A 19,021-nucleotide genomic window follows, 5' to 3' on the forward strand; every position below is an offset into this window, starting at 1 on the left:
TTTCCGCTGAGCCATGGATGGCGAATCGGAAACCCCCGTTCGAAGCCCGACCCGGGCCCGAAGGGCAATCAATAAACGGCCGCGAACGCGGCCCTTCCCTGTCGGGTCGCCGCAGGCGTGGCCCCGAGGGTGGCACCCGCCGGCTCTCGCTCCCAGGCCCGAGGCCCCAGGCCCCAGGCCCAGCACGATGCCAGAGGCGCGCCAGTTTTGTACCTACAAGAACCGACCGCTACCTACACAATAAGTCACCACCACGACTTGGCCCTATGGTTCCGATAGCCGTAAGAGGATGTGAATCAGGCGTGCACCTCAGGTGCTCCCTTTGTGAATGCATGCTATAAAGTTCGCCACTTACCGGGTGCGGTACGACTTACGCATTCGCATTGGTGAACGGTAAGTGCTTGATTAATCTTCGTTGTCTGCCTGGAGAGCCAGGTAGAGGAAGAGATCACGCAGGGTGGGATCGGACAACGAGGCCGCGGCGGACCGGAGATGGCGGGCCGCACCGGCGGAAAGCGGCCTGTGCCGGTCGGGAATGACCTCAACAGGCGGCAGGGGTGCCACTTTCACGGCGACCGAGTAGGCCTTCGCGCCCATGGCGCGGGCGGCTTCGAGGATCTGCGTCTGGTAAAGACGTACCCGCGATGCCCAGGCCGACGACGGCGCGAGGAAGACGAGTCGGCCATCGCGCAGGTCCGCGAAGCGGATGTGGTCGCGCATGGGCGAGGGCAGGGTCGCGCGGAGCTGGCGGTCCAGTTGGTCGAGTTCGCGCGCCTTGGCGGCGAGCGACGCGACGGGTCCCACGTCCACGATGGATTTCAGTCCACGGGTGGCATGGCGGGACGGCTTGGACGGCGGTGGCATGGGCCGGATGGACTTTTCGATGTGGAACGTATGCAGATCATACTCGTGTCACGCGGTCAGAAAGGACCGAAAACGCTGGACCTCTCTTGCCGGCGCTTGCGCTGCAAGATGGCCGCTTTCGCCCTGGCCGGTGTGCTGGGCATTGCCTGCGTCGGTGCGGTCGTTGCCCTTGCCGTGGCCAGCCCCCGCGGCCGTGCCCTCGGTCATATCCAGGGTCTTCAGCAGCAGGTGGGCGACCAGGATGCCCAGGTGGCACAGATCCGGCGGGACGCCCAGCGAGACCTCGACGCCCTGGCCGTGAAGCTGGGCCAGTTGCAGGCCCAATCCATTCGCCTGAACGCGCTGGGCGAGCGCCTGACTCAGGTGGGCAAGCTCGACGCCGGCGAGTTCGACTTCGACGAGATGCCGGGGCAGGGCGGCCCGGAACCGACCGCCGGTGGCGACGCGTACACCTTGCCGGGTTCACTGGATCGCGGCATCGACCGATTATCGGGCCAGTTCGATACCCAGCAGGTCCAGCTCGAGGCCCTGAGTGACATGCTCATGGATCGCCGGATCGAGTCCAGCCTGCGGCCGACGGGCATGCCGGTGAACGGCTACATCTCCTCCTACTTTGGCGGTCGTCCCGATCCTTTCAGCGGGCACAGTGCCCGGCACACGGGCATCGACATCGCCGCCCCGACGGGTACGCCGGTGACGGCGGTTGCCGAAGGCATGGTCACCTTTGCCGGTCAGCGCAGCGGCTATGGCGATGTCGTCGAAATCGACCACGGCAATGGGTACATGACCCGCTACGCCCACAACAGCGTCATCGTCGCCACCCCCGGCGAGCGGGTCAGGGTGGGCGACGTGATCGCCAAGGCCGGTTCCACGGGCCGTTCTACGGGGTCGCACGTCCATTTCGAGGTCTGGTACCACGATCAGGTGGTCAATCCGCTGGCCTTTGTCCGCAGCCACCGCTGACCCGGCCTTGAATCCGTGGCGGCATGCCGCCACCCCGAGGAAAGCCAGGGGCGGGCGTAGTATGATCGTCCCTTCGTGCCGCTCGGCTTCAGGCCTTCCGGCGCCCTTTTTTCGTTTCAGATCCGGATGATCGATGTTCAATCGTGCACTGACGAGTATTTTCGGCAGCCGTAACGAGCGTGTGCTGCGCGACCTCTCCAAGACGGTCAAGCGCATCAACGCCCTGGAGCCCGAATTCGAAACGCTTTCCGACGATGCGCTGCGCGGGAAGACCGAGGAGTTCCGCAGCAGGCTGGCAGCGGGCGAGGCGCTCGACAAGTTGCTGCCCGAAGCCTTCGCGGTCACCCGCGAGGCGGCCAAGCGCGTGCTCGGCATGCGCCACTACGACGTCCAGATGATCGGCGGCATGGTGCTGCACTCGGGCCGCATCGCCGAGATGCGCACCGGCGAGGGCAAGACCCTGGTCGGCACGCTGCCTGTGTACCTGAATGCTCTGGAAGGCAAGGGCGTTCACGTGGTCACGGTGAACGACTACCTGGCGCGTCGCGACTCCGCCCAGATGGGCCGGCTGTACAACTTCCTCGGCCTCACGGTCGGCGTCGTATATCCGGGCATGGACCACGCGGACAAGCGCGAGGCCTATCAGTCGGACATCACCTACGGCACCAACAACGAGTTCGGCTTCGACTACCTGCGCGACAACATGGCGCTCAGCAAGGAGCAGCGCAACCAGCGCGGCCTGCATTACGCCATCGTCGACGAAGTGGACTCGATCCTCATCGACGAAGCCCGCACCCCGCTGATCATCTCGGGCCCGGCCGAAGATTCCCCGCAGCTGTACATCGCGGTGAACAAGATCGTCCCCCGCCTCATCCGGCAGGAGAAGGAAGACGCTCCGGGCGACTACCTGGTCGACGAGAAGCAGAAGCAGGTGCACATGTCCGAAGAGGGCATGGAGCACGCCGAGCAGCTGTTGCGCGAGGCCGGCGTCATCGAGCCCGACAGCGGTCTCTACGATTCGAAGAACCTGGCGGTGGTCCACCACCTCAATGCCGCGCTGCGCGCCAACGGCATCTACCAGCGTGACGTGGACTACATCGTGCGCGACGGCGAGGTCATCATCGTCGATGAGTTCACCGGTCGTACCCTGGCGGGTCGCCGCTGGTCCGACGGCCTGCACCAGGCGGTCGAGGCCAAGGAAGGCGTGCCCATCCAGCGCGAGAACCAGACCCTGGCGACGGTGACGTTCCAGAACCTGTTCCGCATGTACAAGAAGCTGGCCGGCATGACCGGCACGGCCGACACGGAAGCCTACGAATTCCAGACCGTCTACGGCCTGGAAGTCGTGGTCATCCCGACGCACAAGCCGATGGTGCGTGTCGACAACCCGGATTCCGTGTTCCTGGGGCCGGATGCCAAATACAAATCGGTGATCGCCGACATCAAGGCCTGCCACGAACGCGGCCAGCCCGTGCTGGTTGGCACCGCCTCGATCGACGTGTCCGAGCTGGTTTCCGGCCTGCTTCGGCAGGAAGGCATCGCGCACGAGGTGCTCAACGCCAAGCAGCACGAGCGCGAGGCGCACATCGTCGCGCAGGCCGGTGCGCCGGGCGCGGTCACCATCGCCACCAACATGGCCGGTCGCGGTACCGACATCGTGCTGGGCGGCAGCCTCGACGCGGCGCTGGCCACCTTGCCCGAAGACGCCTCCGACGCCGAGCGCAAGCAGGTGCGCGAGGACTGGAAAAAACGCCACGACCAGGTGCTGGCTTCCGGTGGTCTGCACATCATCGGTACCGAGCGCCACGAATCCCGTCGTATCGACAACCAGCTGCGTGGCCGTTCGGGCCGCCAGGGCGATCCGGGCTCGTCCCGCTTCTACCTGTCGCTGCAGGACAACCTGATGCGCATCTTCGGCGGCGAGCGCATCGGCCGCTGGATGCAGATGTTCGGCATGAAGGAAGACGAGGCACTGGAGGATCGACTGATCTCCCGCCAGATCGAGAAAGTGCAGCGCAAGGTCGAGCAGCACAACTTCGATATCCGCAAGAATCTGCTGGACTTCGACGATGTCGCCAACGACCAGCGCAAGGTGATCTACGCGCAGCGTGACGAACTGCTCGAAACCGACGACATCTCCGACATGATCGGCGACATCCGCCAGGACGTCGTGGTCGCCCTGGTGCGTCGCTTCGTGCCGGCGGACAGCATCGACGACCAGTGGGACCTCGCCGGCCTCGATCGCGAGCTGGCGAGCGAACTCAACCTGCGCATCGACCTTCCGCAGTGGGTCGAGGCACAGAAGGAAGTGGACGCCGAAGGCATCCTCGAGCACGTGCGCGAGGCGGTGGACGCCCTGTTCGCCGAGAAGGAAGCCCAGATCGGCGCGGAGACCATGCGCTCGCTCGAGAAGCACGTCATGCTCTCGGTGGTCGACAACGCCTGGAAGGAGCACCTCGCCAGCATGGACTACCTGCGCCAGGGCATCTATCTGCGCGGGTATGCGCAGAAGCAGCCGAAGCAGGAATTCAAGCGCGAGTCGTTCGAGCTCTTCTCCGAAATGCTCGACCGCATCAAGGGCGAAGTGGTGCAGATGCTCGCGCGTATCCGCGTCCGCAGCGAAGACGAAGTGCTGGCGATGGAAGCGGAGCAGCAGCGTGCGGCCGACGGCCAGTCGCTGCAATTCCAGCATGCGGACGCGCAGGCCGCGGGTTTGCCCCAGGGCAATGCGCCGGCGGAGGCCGCCGCGCCGATCATGCCTTCCGTCGTCAACGACGGCCCGAAGGTCGGTCGCAACGATCCCTGTCCTTGTGGCTCGGGTAAGAAGTACAAGCACTGCCACGGCCAGCTCACCTGACGCACGGTGAGCCTGCCCGTAAAAACAAACCCGCCGACAGGCGGGTTTGTTTTTTGCAGTCAGTCGATATCGGTCAGTCGCCGCCGCCCTTGGGCTTCTGCCGATGCGGCTCGGCATTCACGGTGATGTATTCCGGTTCCTCGGTGTCCAGGCGCAGGGCGGTGAGCTGTCCACCCCAGACGCAGCCGGTGTCGATCGCATAGACGCCCAGGCCGGCGAACCGTCCCAGCGCGGACCAGTGACCGCAGACGATGCGGGTTTCGCGGCGACGCATGCCCGGCACTTCGAACCAGGGATACATGCCCGGCTTCTGTGTGCCCGGGGTGCCCTTGCCTTCGAAGTCGATCCGACCGGTGACGTCGCAATAGCGCATGCGGGTCAGCGTATTGATGGTGGCGCGGTGGCGCTCCACACCCTGCAGGCGGTTGTTCCAGCCGGGCGGACGATTGCCGAACAGGTTTTTCAGCAGCCGCTGGTGACGCGGGCCGCCAAGCTCGCGCTCGACGTCCAGGGCAGCGCGCTGGGCCTGGCGCAGCGTCCACATGGGCGCCATGCCCGCGTGGATCATGGTCCAGCCCAGGGTCTCGTCGTGGTGCAGCAGCTTCTGCATGCGCAGCCACTCGAGCAGCACCGGGGCATCGTCGGCGAACAGCACTTCGCGCAGCTCGGGGTTGACCCGTTGCTGTGCGTCCTCGCGACGCTGGCCGATGGCGAGCAGTGAGAGATCGTGGTTGCCCAGCGTGATGATGGTGCTGTCGCGCAGCGAGTGGATCAGCCGCAGCGTGGCCAGCGACTCACCGCCGCGGTTGACCAAGTCCCCGCAGAACCAGAGTTTGTCGTTCGACGGGTCGAAACGAAGCTTCTCCAGCAGGCGCTGGAGTTCGGGGTAGCAACCCTGGACATCGCCGATCGCGTAGACGGCCATCAGTCCTGTCGCTCCGTCGCGCCGTTGTCGGCGCGGGCATGCACACTATCCATGGCTTCGATCCTAGTGGAGCGTGCGTGGGATCGAAAGCACGAAGGGCGCGATCGGGGCATCGAAGTGCGTGCCGTCGTCCGCCACCATGCGGTAGCTGCCTTCCATCGTGCCGACCGAGGTCTCCAAGACGGCGCCGGAGGTGTATTCGAAGGATTCGCCGGGGCGCATCCACGGCTGCTCGCCGACCACGCCGTCGCCGCGCACTTCCTCGACCTTGCCGTTCGCATCGGTGATCACCCAGTGCCGTGTCAGCAGCTGTGCACCGGACTCGCCCGCGTTACGCAGCGTGATCGTGTAGGCGAACACGTAGCGGTTATCCTTGGGCTGCGACTGGTCGGGAACGAAGCGGGTTTCGACCTCCACGTCGATCGTGTAGGGCTGTTTAGAGTTCATGGAGGGATTGTCGGGGACGGGAAGGGGGTGGGCAAGTATGCCCTGAACGCGCTCAGCTCGCGTTTGCGAGCTTCACGAAGTCCATCGGCGCCAGCGTTTCGGCGCGTGCACGCGGATCGATGCCGAGTTCACGGATCGTCGACTCGTCCACGATGCCCTTTAGCGTGTTGGAAAGCGTCTTGCGTCGCATCGCGAACGCGGCCTTCACAACCGCGTGAATGCGTGCCGGATCGCCCGTGGGCAACGCCTCGGGAGGGAGCGGTACCAGCCGGACCACGGCGGAGTCGACCTTCGGCGGCGGCCGGAATGCGCCCGGCGGCACCGTGAAGAGCGGCGTCACCTTGCAGGCCAGCTGCAGCATGACACTGAGGCGCCCGTAGACCTTGCTGCCCGGCTCGGCGGCCATGCGGTCGACGACCTCCTTCTGCAGCATGAAGTGCATATCCTGGATGGCGGAGGCGTGGGCCACGCAGTGGAACAGGATCGGGCTGGAGATGTAGTACGGCAAGTTGCCGGCAATGCGCAGGCGCTCCGCGCCAAGTTCATGGGCCAGCGCCGTGAAATCGACCTTGAGCACGTCCGAGTGCACGATGCGTAGTTCGCCTATGGCGGCCGCGCGCGCCTGCAGGCCGGGAATGAGGTCGGTATCCAGTTCGATCGCCGTCATGCGCTTTGCCACGGCGAGCAGGGGCATCGTCATGGCGCCTTCGCCCGGTCCGATTTCGACCACGGTGTCGCCGTCCTTGGGTGCGACGGACGAGACAATGCGATCGATATAGCGCTTATCGTGCAGGAAGTGCTGGCCGAAACTCTTCTTGGGGCGTGCGTTCATGGCGTGGCCCGGTGGCGGGCGAGGTCGATGGCGAGGCGGGTGGCGGCGAACAGGCTGGCCGGATCCGCGCGGCCGGTGCCCGCGAGGTCCAGCGCCGTGCCGTGGTCTACCGAGGTACGGATGTAAGGCAGCCCCAGCGTCACGTTGACGGTGCGGTCGAAGGCTTCACTCTTGAGCACGGGCAGGGCCTGGTCGTGATACATCGCCAGCACGGCGTCGTAGTGCGGGCGCATGGCGGGAACGAAGGCCGTGTCGGCCGGCAGCGGGCCGAGCAGGATCATGCCTTCGCCGCGCAGTCGATCCAGCAACGGGATGATGGTGTCCAACTCTTCCCGGCCCATATGGCCGCCCTCGCCCGCGTGCGGATTGAGGCCGAGCACGGCGATGCGCGGATGGGTCAGGCGGAAATCCTGCACCAGTGCACGCGCCACGATGCGCAGCGTGCGTTCGATACGCGTCGCGGTGACCGCCGCGGGCACGGCGGACAGGGGCAGGTGAGTCGTGACCAGGGTGACGCGCAGTTCGGGGCTGGCCAGCATCATCACCACGTCGACGCCCGCGCGTTCAGCGAAGAACTCCGTATGGCCGCTGAAGGCGATGCCGCTCTCGTTGATGCTGGATTTCTGCACGGGGCCGGTGACCACGGCATCGAACTCGCCCACGGCACACCCGTCGGCGGCTGCGGCCAACATGTCCAGCACGTGGCGCGCGTTGCGTGGGTCGGGGTGGCCCCAGGTCTCCACGGTGCCCAACGGCACGTGTTGCACGCGGATGTGCCCGGGCGCCCGGCTGCCGATGCGCTGGCCGGTATCGTCGTCGATATGGAGGGTGACGCCGGCGGCGGCGGCCGCGCGGCTCAGTAACTGCCGGTCGGTGATAGCGACCAGGTCGGCCTGGAGATCGCTGGCGGCCAGGCGGGCAACCAGCTCCGGTCCCACCCCGGCAGGCTCGCCGGCGGTGACGGCGAGCCGTGGCAGGGTGGTCGCGGTCATGTCGGTGTTACGGCGTGGAGGCCGTGCTTGCCGGCTTGTCGCTCGGATCTTTCAGCTCAGGCACGCGGATATCGACAAAGGACGTGGAACGCAGCTCACGGAGGTAGTTCTCGTAGGCTTCGTCGGCCTTGCGGTTGCCGATGGCCTGGCGGGCCTGGTCGCGCTGCAGCTGGTCGGTCAGGTCACTCTGGCGTGAGCCCAGGCGCTGCAGGACGATCCAGCCGGCATCCGTCTGGATGGGGTGCGAGACCTCGTTGTCCTTCAGCTGCTCGACCTGGGTGGCGATGGCCTGGCCCCAGGCATCCTTGGCGAACCAGCCCATGTCGCCGCCGTTGTTCGCCGTGGTGTTGTCCTTGGACTCATCCTTGGCGAGCTTGGCGAAATCTTCTTTCTTGTCGACGATGCGCGTGTACAGGTCCTGCGCCTTCTTCTCGGCCTGCTCCGGCGTGACCAGCTCGGACGGCTTGATGAGGATCTGACGGGCGTGATACTCGGTGACGATCTGGCGGCCCGGCGCGCGCGTGTCGACCAGCTTCAGGATGTGGAAGCCGGTGGGACCGCGCAGGGCGGCGGTGGTCTCGCCCGGCTTGAGGGTGGCGACAGCGTCCGCGAAGGCGGGCGGCACTTCGTCCAGGCGGCGCCAGCCCAGGTCGCCGCCGTCCAGCGCGTCGGGCGCGTCGGAGAAGCGGATGGCCGCGGCGTTGAAGTCCATGCCGCCCTTGATCGCCTTGATCGCCTCGGCGGCCTTGGCTTCCGCCTGCGCGATGTCGGCGGCACCGCCATTGGCGGGGGTGCTGATGGCGATGTGCGCGAGGTGGACCTCGCCGGCCTTGTAGCTCGGGCTGGCCAGCAGGTTGTTGACCTCGGCGTCGGTGACGGTGACCTGGTCGCGCACCACGCTCTCGTGCAGCTTCTGGGCGATGATCTGGTCGGACAGCTGCTGGCGGAACGCTGCGTAGCTGTAGCCGTCCTGCTCCACTGCCGCACGCAGCTGGTCGAGGCTCATCTTGTTCTGCTGGGCCACGTTGGTGGCCGCCTGGTCGATGTCCTGGTCGGACACGTGGATGTTCTGGTCGTTGGCGCGCTGGACCTGCAGCTTCATCAGGATGAGGCGGTCGAGCACCTGGCGGGCCAGGACGTCCTTCGGCGGCAGCTGGCCCGGATTCGAGGCGTACTGGCGGACGATGGCGTTGATGGCCTCGTCCAGCTCGCTCTGCAGGATGACGTCTTCCTCGACCACCGCGACGATGCGGTCGATCGAACCGTTGCCGGCGGTCGCGCCCGACGTCGTCGGCTGGGCCGAAGGCATCAACTGGGCATGGGCCGAGGGCATCGCCACCAGGAGGGAGGCGGCGAGCATGGAGTACGAGAGGATCTGCTTCATCGAATAGGGAGCCCGGGGCACCTGCCCCACTTATTGATAGCCAAGGATAGCACGGCGCAGGTAGGCGCCCGATTGCGGGTTGAGCGAGCCCAAGCCCTTGAATTCCACCTCGAACATCACCGCGTTGTCCGTCTCGCGCAGGTAGTCGTGTACGTAGTGGCGACCGAGCACGCGGAAGGCGACGCAGCAGCTGTCGTACTCGATACCCACCGCGGCTTCCAGGGTCCGGTGCGAGTAGTCGAAGGTGGTAAACGGGAGGCCGCCGTTGAAGGTGACCGGCACGATGTCCCGGCGGGCATAGACCCAGCGGGCCAGCGCGCGCCAGCGCTCCGACACAGGAAAGACCACGGATGTGTCGAATTGTTCCATCACGCCGCGGCGGTACCGGTAGGAGAAGTTGACGATGCCGTCGCCCTTGATACGGCGCTGGACCATGACCGTCGCCAGGTCGGTGTTGCGCCCGGAGTTGTAGATCATGTTCTGGTCGTTGACGTAGGTGCTGGGCTGCTTGTTCGGGTTCCACTGGTAGGAACTGTTCAGGCGCCACTTGTCGTTGAACTGAACGCCCAGCTGGGCGACGTAGTCGGACCGGCTGAAGTCGGTCGGCGCGACGCCCGGCATCTGCACCTTCTGGTCGCTGAAATACTTGATCTGGCCAATGCTGGCCGACAGGCGCTCGACGCCGGTGTCATCGAGCAGTCGCGTGGTCAACGCGGCGGTCAGGTTGTTCGCATCCATCTGGCGATCGGCGCCGGAGAAGCGATTGGTCGTGAACAGCTGCCAGAAATCGAACGACATCGCATTGGTGTCGAACGTGGGCAGGTTGGACTGGTTGCGGTACGGCACGTAGAGGTAATACAGGCGCGGTTCGAGGGTCTGCGTGTAATTGGTGCCGAACAGGCTGGTCTGGCGATCGAAGATCAGGCCGGCGTCGAGGCTGCTGATGGGGACGGAACGCGACGGGCTCTGCTGCGCGAAATGGTAGTACTGGTAGTCCGAATCCAGACGGTAATCGGTGTAGCGATACTCGACGCGTGGCCGGATGAACCAGGAGGCGCCCGAGAAATCGGCGGCCAGGTAGGGCGCAAGGTCGAGCCGGTTGCCGTCGACTTGGCCCAGCGTGCCGAGATTTTGTGGGGTGAACGGCTGCTTGTCGATCTTGCGGAAAGCCACAGCTTCCGAATCGACGCCCACGTCGAGCCAGTTGTTCAGCGGTGCCTGCAGATTGAACGTCGCGCGCGGCCAGCGGCGGTACGGCACCACCCAGTTCGGCAGCCCGGCGTCCACGTTCTGGTAATCGTCCGCGCCCAGTGAGGCGCTCCAGTATTTTCCACCCTTGGTGACATAGGCACTGGAACTCAGGATGCCGACAGCCGACTGATAGAGGTCGTTGCTGAAATCCCGGAAATACTGGTTGTCGGATGCGCGGTTGATGTTCGCCACGAAGCCGAAGCCGGCGCCGAGGTTGGTCGAGTTGGTGATCTGGACCAGGTAGCGCTGCTTGGAGCCGTCACGATCGCTGGTGCCGCTCTCGTCCTGGTCCGGGCCCTTGTCGTGCGCCATGTATTGCAGGTCGAACGTGCCGTTGGAGCGCGGCAGCAGGTAGCGGAACTCCGTGCCCAGGAGAAAGCCACGGTCGCTGTAGTAGCCCGGCGTGATCGTCGCATCGTAGTTGGGTGCGATGTTCCAGTAGTACGGCAGGTTGAGGTACATGCCCGAACGGCTGGACGAGCCGAACGTCGGGTACAGGAACCCGCTCTTGCGGCGGTCGTCCAGCGGGAAGGTGAAGTACGGCAGATAGGCGACGGGCACGTTCATGACGCGCATCGTGGCGCTGCGTGCCTCGCCGACGCCGGTTTCCTTGTTCAGGTTGATCGTCTTGGCGCGGAACTCCCACTTGCGGGAGCCGATATCGCAGGTGGAGTAGGACGCCATCTGGAAGCGACCGTGCTGCGGATCGATGATCTTCGCGTGGTCGGCCACGCCGTTGCCACGCGACTGCAGCAACTGGTAACGCACGTTGTAGGCGTCGCCGTCGTTGGGTGTGGTGGTACCCGTCATGCGGTCGGCGGAGACCAGCATGCCGGCCTCCTGGTACTTCACGTTGCCCTTGGCGTCGTAGGCCGTGGAATCCGAGTTATAGGTGACGTCGTTGGCGCGCAGCACCTGGTCGGCGCGCTCCAGGCGAACGCCGCCGGTCATGTGATAGAGGTTGGGCTCGGGGCTTTCGACCTTGACCCCGCTGGCGTTGCCGTCGTCGATGCCCGAATGGACGTCGGTCACGGCCGTGTCGCGGAGCGTGCTGTCCTTGGTGACGCCAGGCTCGTAGAAGTCGAGCATGGCATTCGGGCGGCACAGCGCGTAGCTGATCGGTCGCGGTGGGCAGATGAACGAGCCCAGCGGGCAGGTCTCCGCGGGTGCCATGGCGGCGGTCGGCGTGGCCGACACCGACGCGACGGGTACGGTGGACGCTACGGGCGCCACGGCACGCGTCTCACCCTGGGTCGGGGCGCTCTGGGCCTGCGCCTGCCAGGCAGGAGCCGAGACGATGAGGGCGACGGCGGTCGCCAGCAGGCGGCGTTTAGGCAGGATGCTGATGCGTGACGTCACGGGCGGGGTCTTATCCGGGTTACGAAAGGCGGCCAACTTAGCAGAATCCCCTATGCGGCGGCACGATGGCACGTCACCCATGAGCATGAACCCCATCCTGAGGCGCGGCGTCGATCGCCGCTCCGGCCTCGCGAGCTTACACCGCCGGCTCAGCCACGCGGGCGGCGCACGTGTTGCCAGAGCACCTCGCCATGCCCGCTGCGCCGTGCCAGTACCCGGGCCAGGACGAAAAGAAGGTCGGAGAGCCGGTTCAGGTAGCGCTGGGCCTCGGGCCGGATGGCCTCTTCCCGGGACAGGGCCACGACGTCGCGTTCGGCCCGCCGGCAGACGGTACGGGCGACGTGGCAGGTGGCCGCCGCCATACCGCCACCGGGCAGGATGAAATCCTTCAGTGCCGGCAGGTCGGCGTTGAAGCCGTCGAGGACGGTTTCCAGGCGGTCGATGTCCGCGGCCTGGATCATCGCCAGGCCGGGGATGCACAGCTCGCCGCCCAGATCGAACAGCTCGTGCTGGATCTGGACCAGGGCCTCGCGGACATCGTCGTCCACGCCATCGGCCGCCAGCGTCAGGCCGATCGTGCTGTTGAGCTCGTCCACGGTGCCGTAGGCGGTTACCCGCAGGGAATCCTTGCCGGTACGGCTACCGTCGCCAAGGCCGGTGCTGCCGTCGTCGCCGGTGCGGGTGTAGATCTTGGAGAGTCGATTGGCCATAGGCGCATTCTAGCCAGCGTGGCGACACCTGCGGCAGGGGGCCGCAACCCCGGCGCATTCACGCGGCGGCGGTATGATTCGGCCATGAGCCCAACACCCGAACCCATCCTCATCGTCGGCGGCGGCCTGGTCGGTGCCAGCCTCGCCATCGCGCTGGACGCGGCCGGCGTGCCCGCCGTGCTGGTCGAGGCGGCCGCCCCCACCGTCGGGCAGCAGCCCAGCTACGACGAGCGCAACCTCGCCCTGGCGCGCGCCACGGTGAACGGCCTGCGTGCCATTGGCGTATGGGCGTTCGCGGAGCATCGCGCCACGCCGATCACGCATATCCATACCAGCCGGTCCGGGGACTTCGGCAGTGTCCGCATGACCGCCGCCGACGAAGGCGTCGACGCGCTCGGCTGGACCCTGCCCGCGCGGGAACTGGGTGCGGCCCTCCTGGCCCGCCTCGACCAGTGTCGGCATCTGACCCGGCTGGCGCCTGGCCGGGTGGAGCGGATACGTTCCGAGGGAGATGGCTGGGCGGTGGACGTGGTGACGGAGGGCGGCGTCCGCACCCTGCAAACCTCGTTGCTGGTTGGCGCGGACGGCACGCAGTCCGGGGTGCGTACGCAACTGGGCATCGCCACCCATGAGTACGACTACGACCAGGCGCTCTTCGTCAGTACCTTTACGCCAGAGCGCGACCCGGCTGGGCGGGCTTTCGAGCGGTTCACCGATGCCGGACCGGTGGCGGTGTTGCCACTGGCGGATCGACGCATTGGGGTGGTCCTGACCGTCGCCGCGGACCAGGCCGATGCGGTGGCCGCCATGGACGATGCCGCCTTCTGCGCGCTGGCGCAGGAGCGGTTCGGTTGGCGCCTGGGGCGATTGACGCGTCCCGGCAAGCGGTCGCCGTATCCCATCCGTCGCGTGGCCGCTGCCGCAGTCACTTCCGACCGTGCGGTGCTGGTCGGTAATGCCGCGCAGACGGTGCATCCCATCGGCGCACAGGGTTTCAACCTGGGCCTGCGCGATGCGCTGACCCTCGCCGAACTCGTGGCCTTGGCCGACGACCCGGGCGCGCCGTCGCTCCTTGCCGAGTACGCAAACCGTCGGGCGCCGGACCGGGACGGCACGATGGCGATGAGCCACGGCCTGGTCCGTCTGGCCTGCCTCGACCAGCCCCTGCTGGGTCCGTTGCGTTCGCTGGCCATGCTGGCGCTGGATCGCGTGCCGCCGTTGCGCCATGCGCTCGGCCGTCGCGGCATGGGCTTTCGGGCGAACGCTCCGTTCGCCGTGCGCGAGCCGACACCATGAGCGACCTCGGCCTGACCCCTTCGTCGCGTCGCCGCGCCGGTCCGCTCGACGTGGCAGTCGTCGGCGGTGGCATGGTCGGTGCCGCCGCGGCGCTGGCCCTGGCCCGGGCGGGCTTCGCGGTCGCGCTCGTCGATGCGCGCGAACCGGCGGCCTGGCGTGCGGAGGACGAGGTGGACCTGCGCGTGGTGGGTCTCGCCCCGTCGTCGGTGCGGCTGCTGGACGCGTTGGGCGCCTGGGCGGCCATTCGCGACGCGCGTGCCTCCGGCTACGAACATATGGCGGTCTGGGACGCCGAGACCGGCGCCTCGCTGCGGTTCGACGCCGCGGACGAGGGGCGCGACGTGCTCGGCTACATCGTCGAGAACACCCTGGTGCAATGGGTTCTGTGGCGTGCCCTGGCGGACGCCGGGGTCCAGTGCATGGTGCCTGCGACGGTGGTCGGTTACGCCGAGCGCGAGGATCGCGCGCAACTCGAGCTGGACGATGGCCGGCTCATCGCGGCACGAATGATCGTGGCCGCCGACGGCGCCGACTCGCCGCTGCGCGCCATGGCGGGTATCGACACCCACGGGCACGATTACGCACAGCGTGGCGTGGTGGCGCACGTCGCCACGGCGCATCCCCACGAGCGCACGGCCTGGCAACGTTTCCTTCCCTCCGGCCCCCTCGCCCTGCTGCCGCTGGGTGACGGTCGCAGTTCCCTTGTCTGGACACTGCCCGATGCCGAGGCCGATCGGGTCATGGGCCTGGACGACGATGCTTTCCGCGACGCGCTCGGCGTGGCCAGCGACTTCCGTCTCGGTCCGATCATGTCGGTTGGCCGTCGCGCTGCGTTTCCGCTGCGCCTGCGCCTGGCCGACCGCTACCAGTCCGGCCGGATGGTGCTGCTCGGCGACGCGGCGCACGCGGTGCACCCGCTGGCCGGGCAGGGGGTGAATCTGGGCCTGCGCGATGTCGAGGCCTTGCGCGACACGCTGGTGTCCGCGCGCGACGCCGGGCGCGACATCGGCGCGCCGCACGTGTTGCGGCGCTACGCACGCCGTCGTAGCAGTGCCAACGGCATCGACGCCTGGTCGTTCGATGCCCTCGGACGGGTTTACGGCTGGACATCGCCACCGCTGGTCGCGGCTCGTGGCCTTGGCATGCGCCTGGTGAACGCACTGGCGCCGCTCAAGCGTCCGCTGGCCAGGCACGCGGCGGGTCGCTGACCGGACGACTGGCCGTGACGCCCCCGGGGCGCCTATGCTGGGTGCTTTCCGGGGAGTCACGCCGATGCGCCGCACGCTGCTAGCCTTGTCCTTGCTGGTTCTGGGTTCCATGGGTGCCGCATCCGCGGCGATGGTCGCGCGGCCGGTCCAGTGGACCGACCACGGCGTGACCTTCAAGAGTGTCCTCGTCTACGACGACGCGGTGACCGGCAAGCGTCCCGGCATGGTCATGGTGCCGAACTGGTTCGGTGTCAACGACCGGGCCGTGGCCAAGGCCAAGGACATCGCGGGCAAGGATTACGTCATCCTCCTGACCGACATGTACGGCGGCGATGTCCGCCCCACGTCGGAGGCGGAGGCCGGTGCCGCGGTGAAGCCGTTGTACGCCGACCGCGCGATCATGCGACAACGTGTGACGCGCGCCTTGGATGAACTCAAGGCCCAGGAAAAGAACGCCCCGATCGACCCGATGCGCCTGGCCGCCATCGGCTTCTGCTTCGGTGGCTCGGCCGTCCTCGATCTTGCGCGTACGGGTGCCGACCTGGCCGCGGTAGTGAGCTTCCACGGCCTGCTCTCCACCGACGATCCGAAGCTCGCCTCGCAGATTCATGCGCACGTGCTGGCGCTCAACGGCGCGGACGATACCAATGTGCCGCCAGAGCAGCGCACTGCGTTCGAGGCGGAGATGCGCGGGGGCAAGGTGGACTGGGCATCGACGGATTTTGGTGGCGCCGTGCACTGCTTTACGGAGAAAGAGGCTACCTCGCCGACCGGCAATTGCCGTTACGACGACAAGGTGGCCAAGCGTGCTTACGCCGCCATGCGGGCGTGGCTGAGCGAGTCGTTCGCCACACGGAAATAAGCCGTCGCAAGCGGCCCGTCAGAAGCGGCGTTCGACCGAGTAATCGGCGAGCGCCGCCAGCGCATCGCGGTAAGGTGACGCCGGCAGTGCAGAAAGCGCTTCGCGCGCCGCCGTGGCATGGGTCACCGCCTTCTCGTGTGTGCGCTCGATCGCGCCCGAGTCCCGGATGGCCGACACGATGCGGTCGAGCGAATCCAGGCCGCCGTGCTCGATGACGTGACGGAACGACTTAAGCTGGTCGTCATCGGCCACCTGCATGGCATAGATCAGGGGCAGGGTGGGCTTGCCCTCGGCGAGATCGTCGCCGATGTTCTTGCCCAGCGTTTCCGTGTCGGAGACATAGTCGAGCAGGTCGTCTGCGATCTGGAAGGCATAGCCCAACTCCAGCCCATAGCGCCGCAGCGCCGCCACCTGTGCCTCGGGCAAGCCGCCCAGCACGCCGCCGAGTTCGGTTGCGGCCGCGAACAGCACCGCGGTCTTCCGCTCGATGACGGCGAGGTAGGCGCTCTCGTCCACGTCCGCGTTGCCGATGTTAAGAAGCTGCAGCACCTCGCCCTCGGCGATGGTGTTGGTGGTGTCGGCCAGGATGCGCATGATCCGCATGTCGTCCAGCTCGACCATCAGCTGGAACGAGCGCGAATAGAGGAAATCGCCCACCAGGACACTGGCCGCGTTGCCCCACAGCGCGTTTGCCGTCTTGCGTCCGCGCCGCATGTCCGACTCGTCGACGACGTCGTCGTGCAGGAGCGTGGAGGTGTGGATGAATTCGACGATGGCCGCCAGCTTGGCGTGTTGCTCGCCCGTATAACCCGCCGCACGGGCCGCAAGAACGTGGAGCATCGGCCGAAGGCGCTTGCCGCCACCCGCGATGATGTGGTCAGCGATCGCGTTGATCAGGACCACATCCGACGATAGCCGCTGGCGGATCAGCGCATCGACGTCCTTCATGTCGTCGGCAGCCAGCGCACGTACGCCGGCGAAGTCGAGGGAGGTCGAGCGGGATGCTATGGAGTCCATCTATACGGGTCGCGTGCGGCAAATCAGCCCACAGTATAGGGTCTGATACGTGCTTTCGCCGTGGATTCGGACAGGGCCCGTATAATCGTCGGTCGACGCCCCCCGTGGGCGATTCGCCCGGACCCTGTCGGTGAGCAAACTCAGTTCCCTGGAGCGGCGTAGCGCACTGACGCTGGCAGGCGTGATCAGCCTGCGCCTGTTCGGGCTTTTCCTGATCCTGCCGGTGTTTTCCGTGTATGCGCGGACCCTCCCGGGTGCCACGCCGTGGCTGATCGGGCTCGCCCTGGGCGTCTATGGCATAGGACAGATGTGCCTGCAGATCCCCCTGGGGCTGCTGTCGGACCGGATCGGCCGTAAACCGGCCATTACGCTGGGCCTGATCGTCTTCGCGCTCGGCGGCGCCGTCGCCGCGCTCTCGCATACCTTGACCGGTATCGTGCTCGGGCGAGCCCTGCAGGGTATGGGGGCGGTTGCCGGTGCCGGAACGGCGCTGGCGGCCGACCTCACCTGTGAGGCGAACCGCGGCAAGGTGATGGGCATCATCGGCGTGAGTATCGGCATGTCCTTCCTGCTGGCGCTCGTGCTGGGTCCGCCGCTCGAAGCGATCGCCGGTCTTCCGGGGCTGTTCGGCCTGACGTCGCTGCTGGCGGTCGCCGCCATCGTCATGCTCTGGTGGCAGGTGCCCACACCGACGTGTCAGGCCATGCCGATGAAGGTGACCTGCCGCACGCTGGCCGCGATGTTCGCGGACACGCGCATGATCGTGCTGAATGGCTCGGTCTTCTTCCTGCATGCCTTGCTGACAGCGTCCTTCGTCGGTCTGCCACTGCTCCTCACCGACGTGCTGCACCTGCCCGTGGCGCATCACTGGATGCTCTACCTGCCCGTGCTGACCCTGGCCGCGGTGGCCATGGGAGCGCTGCTGCCGCGGATGCGTGACATCGAGCGTGCGACGCGCGTGATCGTCGGCTGCGTCTTCGTACTCGGCCTGTCGCTGGCCGGCATGGCGTGGGGCGGCAACCACCTGGTCGTCCTTGGGGTGGCAGCCACGTTCTTCTTCGCCGCCTTCAACCTGCTGGAAGCCGCCATGCCCAGCCTGGTGTCCCGCCTCGCACCGGCCGCATTGCGCGGCGCGGCCATGGGTGCGTACTCCACCTCGCAGTTCTTCGGTGCGTTCGTCGGCGGCGCGCTGGGTGGGCTGGCACTCGGCAGGCTCGGTCTTTACGGTGTGTTCGGTGGCGCAGCGGCGTTGACCCTGCTCTGGTTGCCGCTCGTGGTGTACGGGACGCGGCGTATCGCGGGCATACCTGGCATGGCGGACGAGCCTGCCTGACACCTGGCCGCATTCGGCTGTCATCCCTTTTTCAGAAAAGCCATATCGATTCACGCAGGAACGTGCGGTCAGACTTGGCCTGCGCGTCATTTTCCTTTCGCCATGCCGCGCATCCTTCTCTCATTTAAGAGGTTGCCGTCCATGTACAGGAAAACCGCTTGTTCGACGTTCGTCGCATCGCTGGCGCTAGTCGCGTCCCTGCCCGCGCTGGCGCAAAACGACGGCACCCTTCAGATCACCGGACGCATCGAAGCCACCACCTGCAAGGTGGAAAACATCACGCCCGGCACGGGAGCGGCCAGGAAGGTCGTGGCCCTCGACCGCATCAGTGCGGCAAGCCTTGCCACAGTCAACCAGACCGCGGGCGATCGCGGCTTCGTCATTCTGGTGGGCGGCAACGACGAATGCGTGGATGGCCTGAAGGCCAAGGTGCGGTTCGATCCGGCCAGCCCCTTGCTCGATCCCGTCAGCGGCCATCTCAAGGTGGAGCCGGCGGCGGATGCGGCATCCAACGTGCAGGTCGACATCGCCGACAGCACGGGCAAGTCGATCAACCTCTACACACAGGATTCCCCGAGCGTGGAGATCACGGAGCACAAGGCGTCCATTCCTCTGATCGCGCGTTACATCAGTCTCGGCGGTGCCACGGCGGGCTCGGCCAACTCGAGTATCGGCTTCCAGATCGTTTACGACTGATGTCGCCGACCCTGCGTACAGGAGT

The 19,021-nt window shown here is 66.6% G+C and carries 16 protein-coding genes; 7 read left to right on the plus strand and 9 right to left on the minus strand.

The genetic code is table 11. The features are described from left to right. Window positions 1–405 precede the first annotated feature (405 nt). Window positions 406–810, minus strand: coding sequence for a DUF721 domain-containing protein (locus tag QRN34_RS07965; RefSeq protein WP_285403494.1), 405 nt, complete (start codon window positions 808–810; stop codon window positions 406–408). A gap of 84 nt (window positions 811–894) precedes the next feature. Between QRN34_RS07965 and QRN34_RS07970 the strand changes: the two genes are divergently transcribed. Next, window positions 895–1,827 carry a M23 family metallopeptidase gene (locus QRN34_RS07970; RefSeq protein WP_285403496.1) on the plus strand — a complete coding sequence of 311 codons (933 nt, stop codon included), beginning with the start codon at window positions 895–897 and terminating at the stop codon, window positions 1,825–1,827. A gap of 133 nt (window positions 1,828–1,960) precedes the next feature. Further along, window positions 1,961–4,684: a preprotein translocase subunit SecA gene (gene secA, locus QRN34_RS07975; RefSeq protein WP_285403498.1), complete on the plus strand. Its 2,724-nt coding sequence runs from the start codon at window positions 1,961–1,963 to the stop codon at window positions 4,682–4,684. 73 nt (window positions 4,685–4,757) lie between these two features. On the opposite strand, the gene QRN34_RS07980 is transcribed toward secA, so the two are convergent. The 7 genes from QRN34_RS07980 to QRN34_RS08010 all read right to left on the minus strand — a co-directional run bounded on the left by QRN34_RS07980 (window position 4,758) and on the right by QRN34_RS08010 (window position 12,584). Further along, window positions 4,758–5,609 carry a symmetrical bis(5'-nucleosyl)-tetraphosphatase gene (locus QRN34_RS07980; protein ID WP_285403500.1) on the minus strand — a complete coding sequence of 284 codons (852 nt, stop codon included), beginning with the start codon at window positions 5,607–5,609 and terminating at the stop codon, window positions 4,758–4,760. A gap of 63 nt (window positions 5,610–5,672) precedes the next feature. Next, the gene (apaG, locus tag QRN34_RS07985; protein WP_036137640.1) at window positions 5,673–6,056 is read right to left on the minus strand and encodes a Co2+/Mg2+ efflux protein ApaG; all 384 of its coding nucleotides are present in this window, start codon (window positions 6,054–6,056) and stop codon (window positions 5,673–5,675) included. A 52-nt stretch (window positions 6,057–6,108) separates the two neighbouring features. Next, on the minus strand, window positions 6,109–6,888 hold the full coding sequence (rsmA, locus tag QRN34_RS07990) for a 16S rRNA (adenine(1518)-N(6)/adenine(1519)-N(6))-dimethyltransferase RsmA (RefSeq protein ID WP_285403504.1): 780 nt from the start codon (window positions 6,886–6,888) through the stop codon (window positions 6,109–6,111). Continuing rightward, window positions 6,885–7,880, minus strand: coding sequence for a 4-hydroxythreonine-4-phosphate dehydrogenase PdxA (pdxA, locus tag QRN34_RS07995; RefSeq protein ID WP_285403506.1), 996 nt, complete (start codon window positions 7,878–7,880; stop codon window positions 6,885–6,887). The genes rsmA and pdxA overlap by 4 nt, the downstream gene beginning before the upstream one ends. Before the next feature lie 7 nt (window positions 7,881–7,887). Further along, entirely contained in the window at window positions 7,888–9,264 is a 1,377-nt protein-coding gene (locus QRN34_RS08000; protein WP_285403508.1) for a peptidylprolyl isomerase, read from the minus strand. Window positions 9,265–9,294: 30 nt separating this feature from the next. Further along, window positions 9,295–11,874, minus strand: coding sequence for an LPS assembly protein LptD (lptD, locus tag QRN34_RS08005; RefSeq protein WP_285403509.1), 2,580 nt, complete (start codon window positions 11,872–11,874; stop codon window positions 9,295–9,297). A gap of 149 nt (window positions 11,875–12,023) precedes the next feature. Then, entirely contained in the window at window positions 12,024–12,584 is a 561-nt protein-coding gene (locus QRN34_RS08010; RefSeq protein ID WP_285403510.1) for a cob(I)yrinic acid a,c-diamide adenosyltransferase, read from the minus strand. Between the two features lie 84 nt (window positions 12,585–12,668). On the opposite strand from QRN34_RS08010, the gene ubiH reads away from it, so the two are divergent. From ubiH to QRN34_RS08025, 3 genes are all read left to right on the plus strand, one after another. Next, entirely contained in the window at window positions 12,669–13,880 is a 1,212-nt protein-coding gene (gene ubiH, locus QRN34_RS08015) for a 2-octaprenyl-6-methoxyphenyl hydroxylase (protein WP_285403512.1), read from the plus strand. Continuing rightward, window positions 13,877–15,088 carry a UbiH/UbiF/VisC/COQ6 family ubiquinone biosynthesis hydroxylase gene (locus QRN34_RS08020; RefSeq protein ID WP_285403514.1) on the plus strand — a complete coding sequence of 404 codons (1,212 nt, stop codon included), beginning with the start codon at window positions 13,877–13,879 and terminating at the stop codon, window positions 15,086–15,088. The genes ubiH and QRN34_RS08020 overlap by 4 nt, the downstream gene beginning before the upstream one ends. A 64-nt stretch (window positions 15,089–15,152) precedes the next feature. Continuing rightward, entirely contained in the window at window positions 15,153–15,950 is a 798-nt protein-coding gene (locus QRN34_RS08025) for a dienelactone hydrolase family protein (RefSeq protein ID WP_285403525.1), read from the plus strand. 18 nt (window positions 15,951–15,968) lie between these two features. Here QRN34_RS08025 and QRN34_RS08030 read toward each other — a convergent pair whose 3' ends face one another. Beyond that, window positions 15,969–16,967 carry a polyprenyl synthetase family protein gene (locus QRN34_RS08030; RefSeq protein ID WP_285403526.1) on the minus strand — a complete coding sequence of 333 codons (999 nt, stop codon included), beginning with the start codon at window positions 16,965–16,967 and terminating at the stop codon, window positions 15,969–15,971. A 130-nt stretch (window positions 16,968–17,097) separates the two neighbouring features. On the opposite strand from QRN34_RS08030, the gene QRN34_RS08035 reads away from it, so the two are divergent. Both QRN34_RS08035 and QRN34_RS08040 read left to right on the plus strand, forming a co-directional pair. Next, window positions 17,098–18,300 (plus strand): MFS transporter, encoded by a 1,203-nt coding sequence (locus QRN34_RS08035; protein WP_285403527.1) that lies wholly within the window; start codon window positions 17,098–17,100, stop codon window positions 18,298–18,300. A 141-nt stretch (window positions 18,301–18,441) separates the two neighbouring features. Further along, window positions 18,442–18,996 (plus strand): fimbrial protein, encoded by a 555-nt coding sequence (locus tag QRN34_RS08040; protein WP_285403528.1) that lies wholly within the window; start codon window positions 18,442–18,444, stop codon window positions 18,994–18,996. Window positions 18,997–19,021 lie beyond the last annotated feature (25 nt).

This window comes from Luteibacter sp. ME-Dv--P-043b (genome assembly GCF_030209605.1).
GTDB lineage: Bacteria > Pseudomonadota > Gammaproteobacteria > Xanthomonadales > Rhodanobacteraceae > Luteibacter.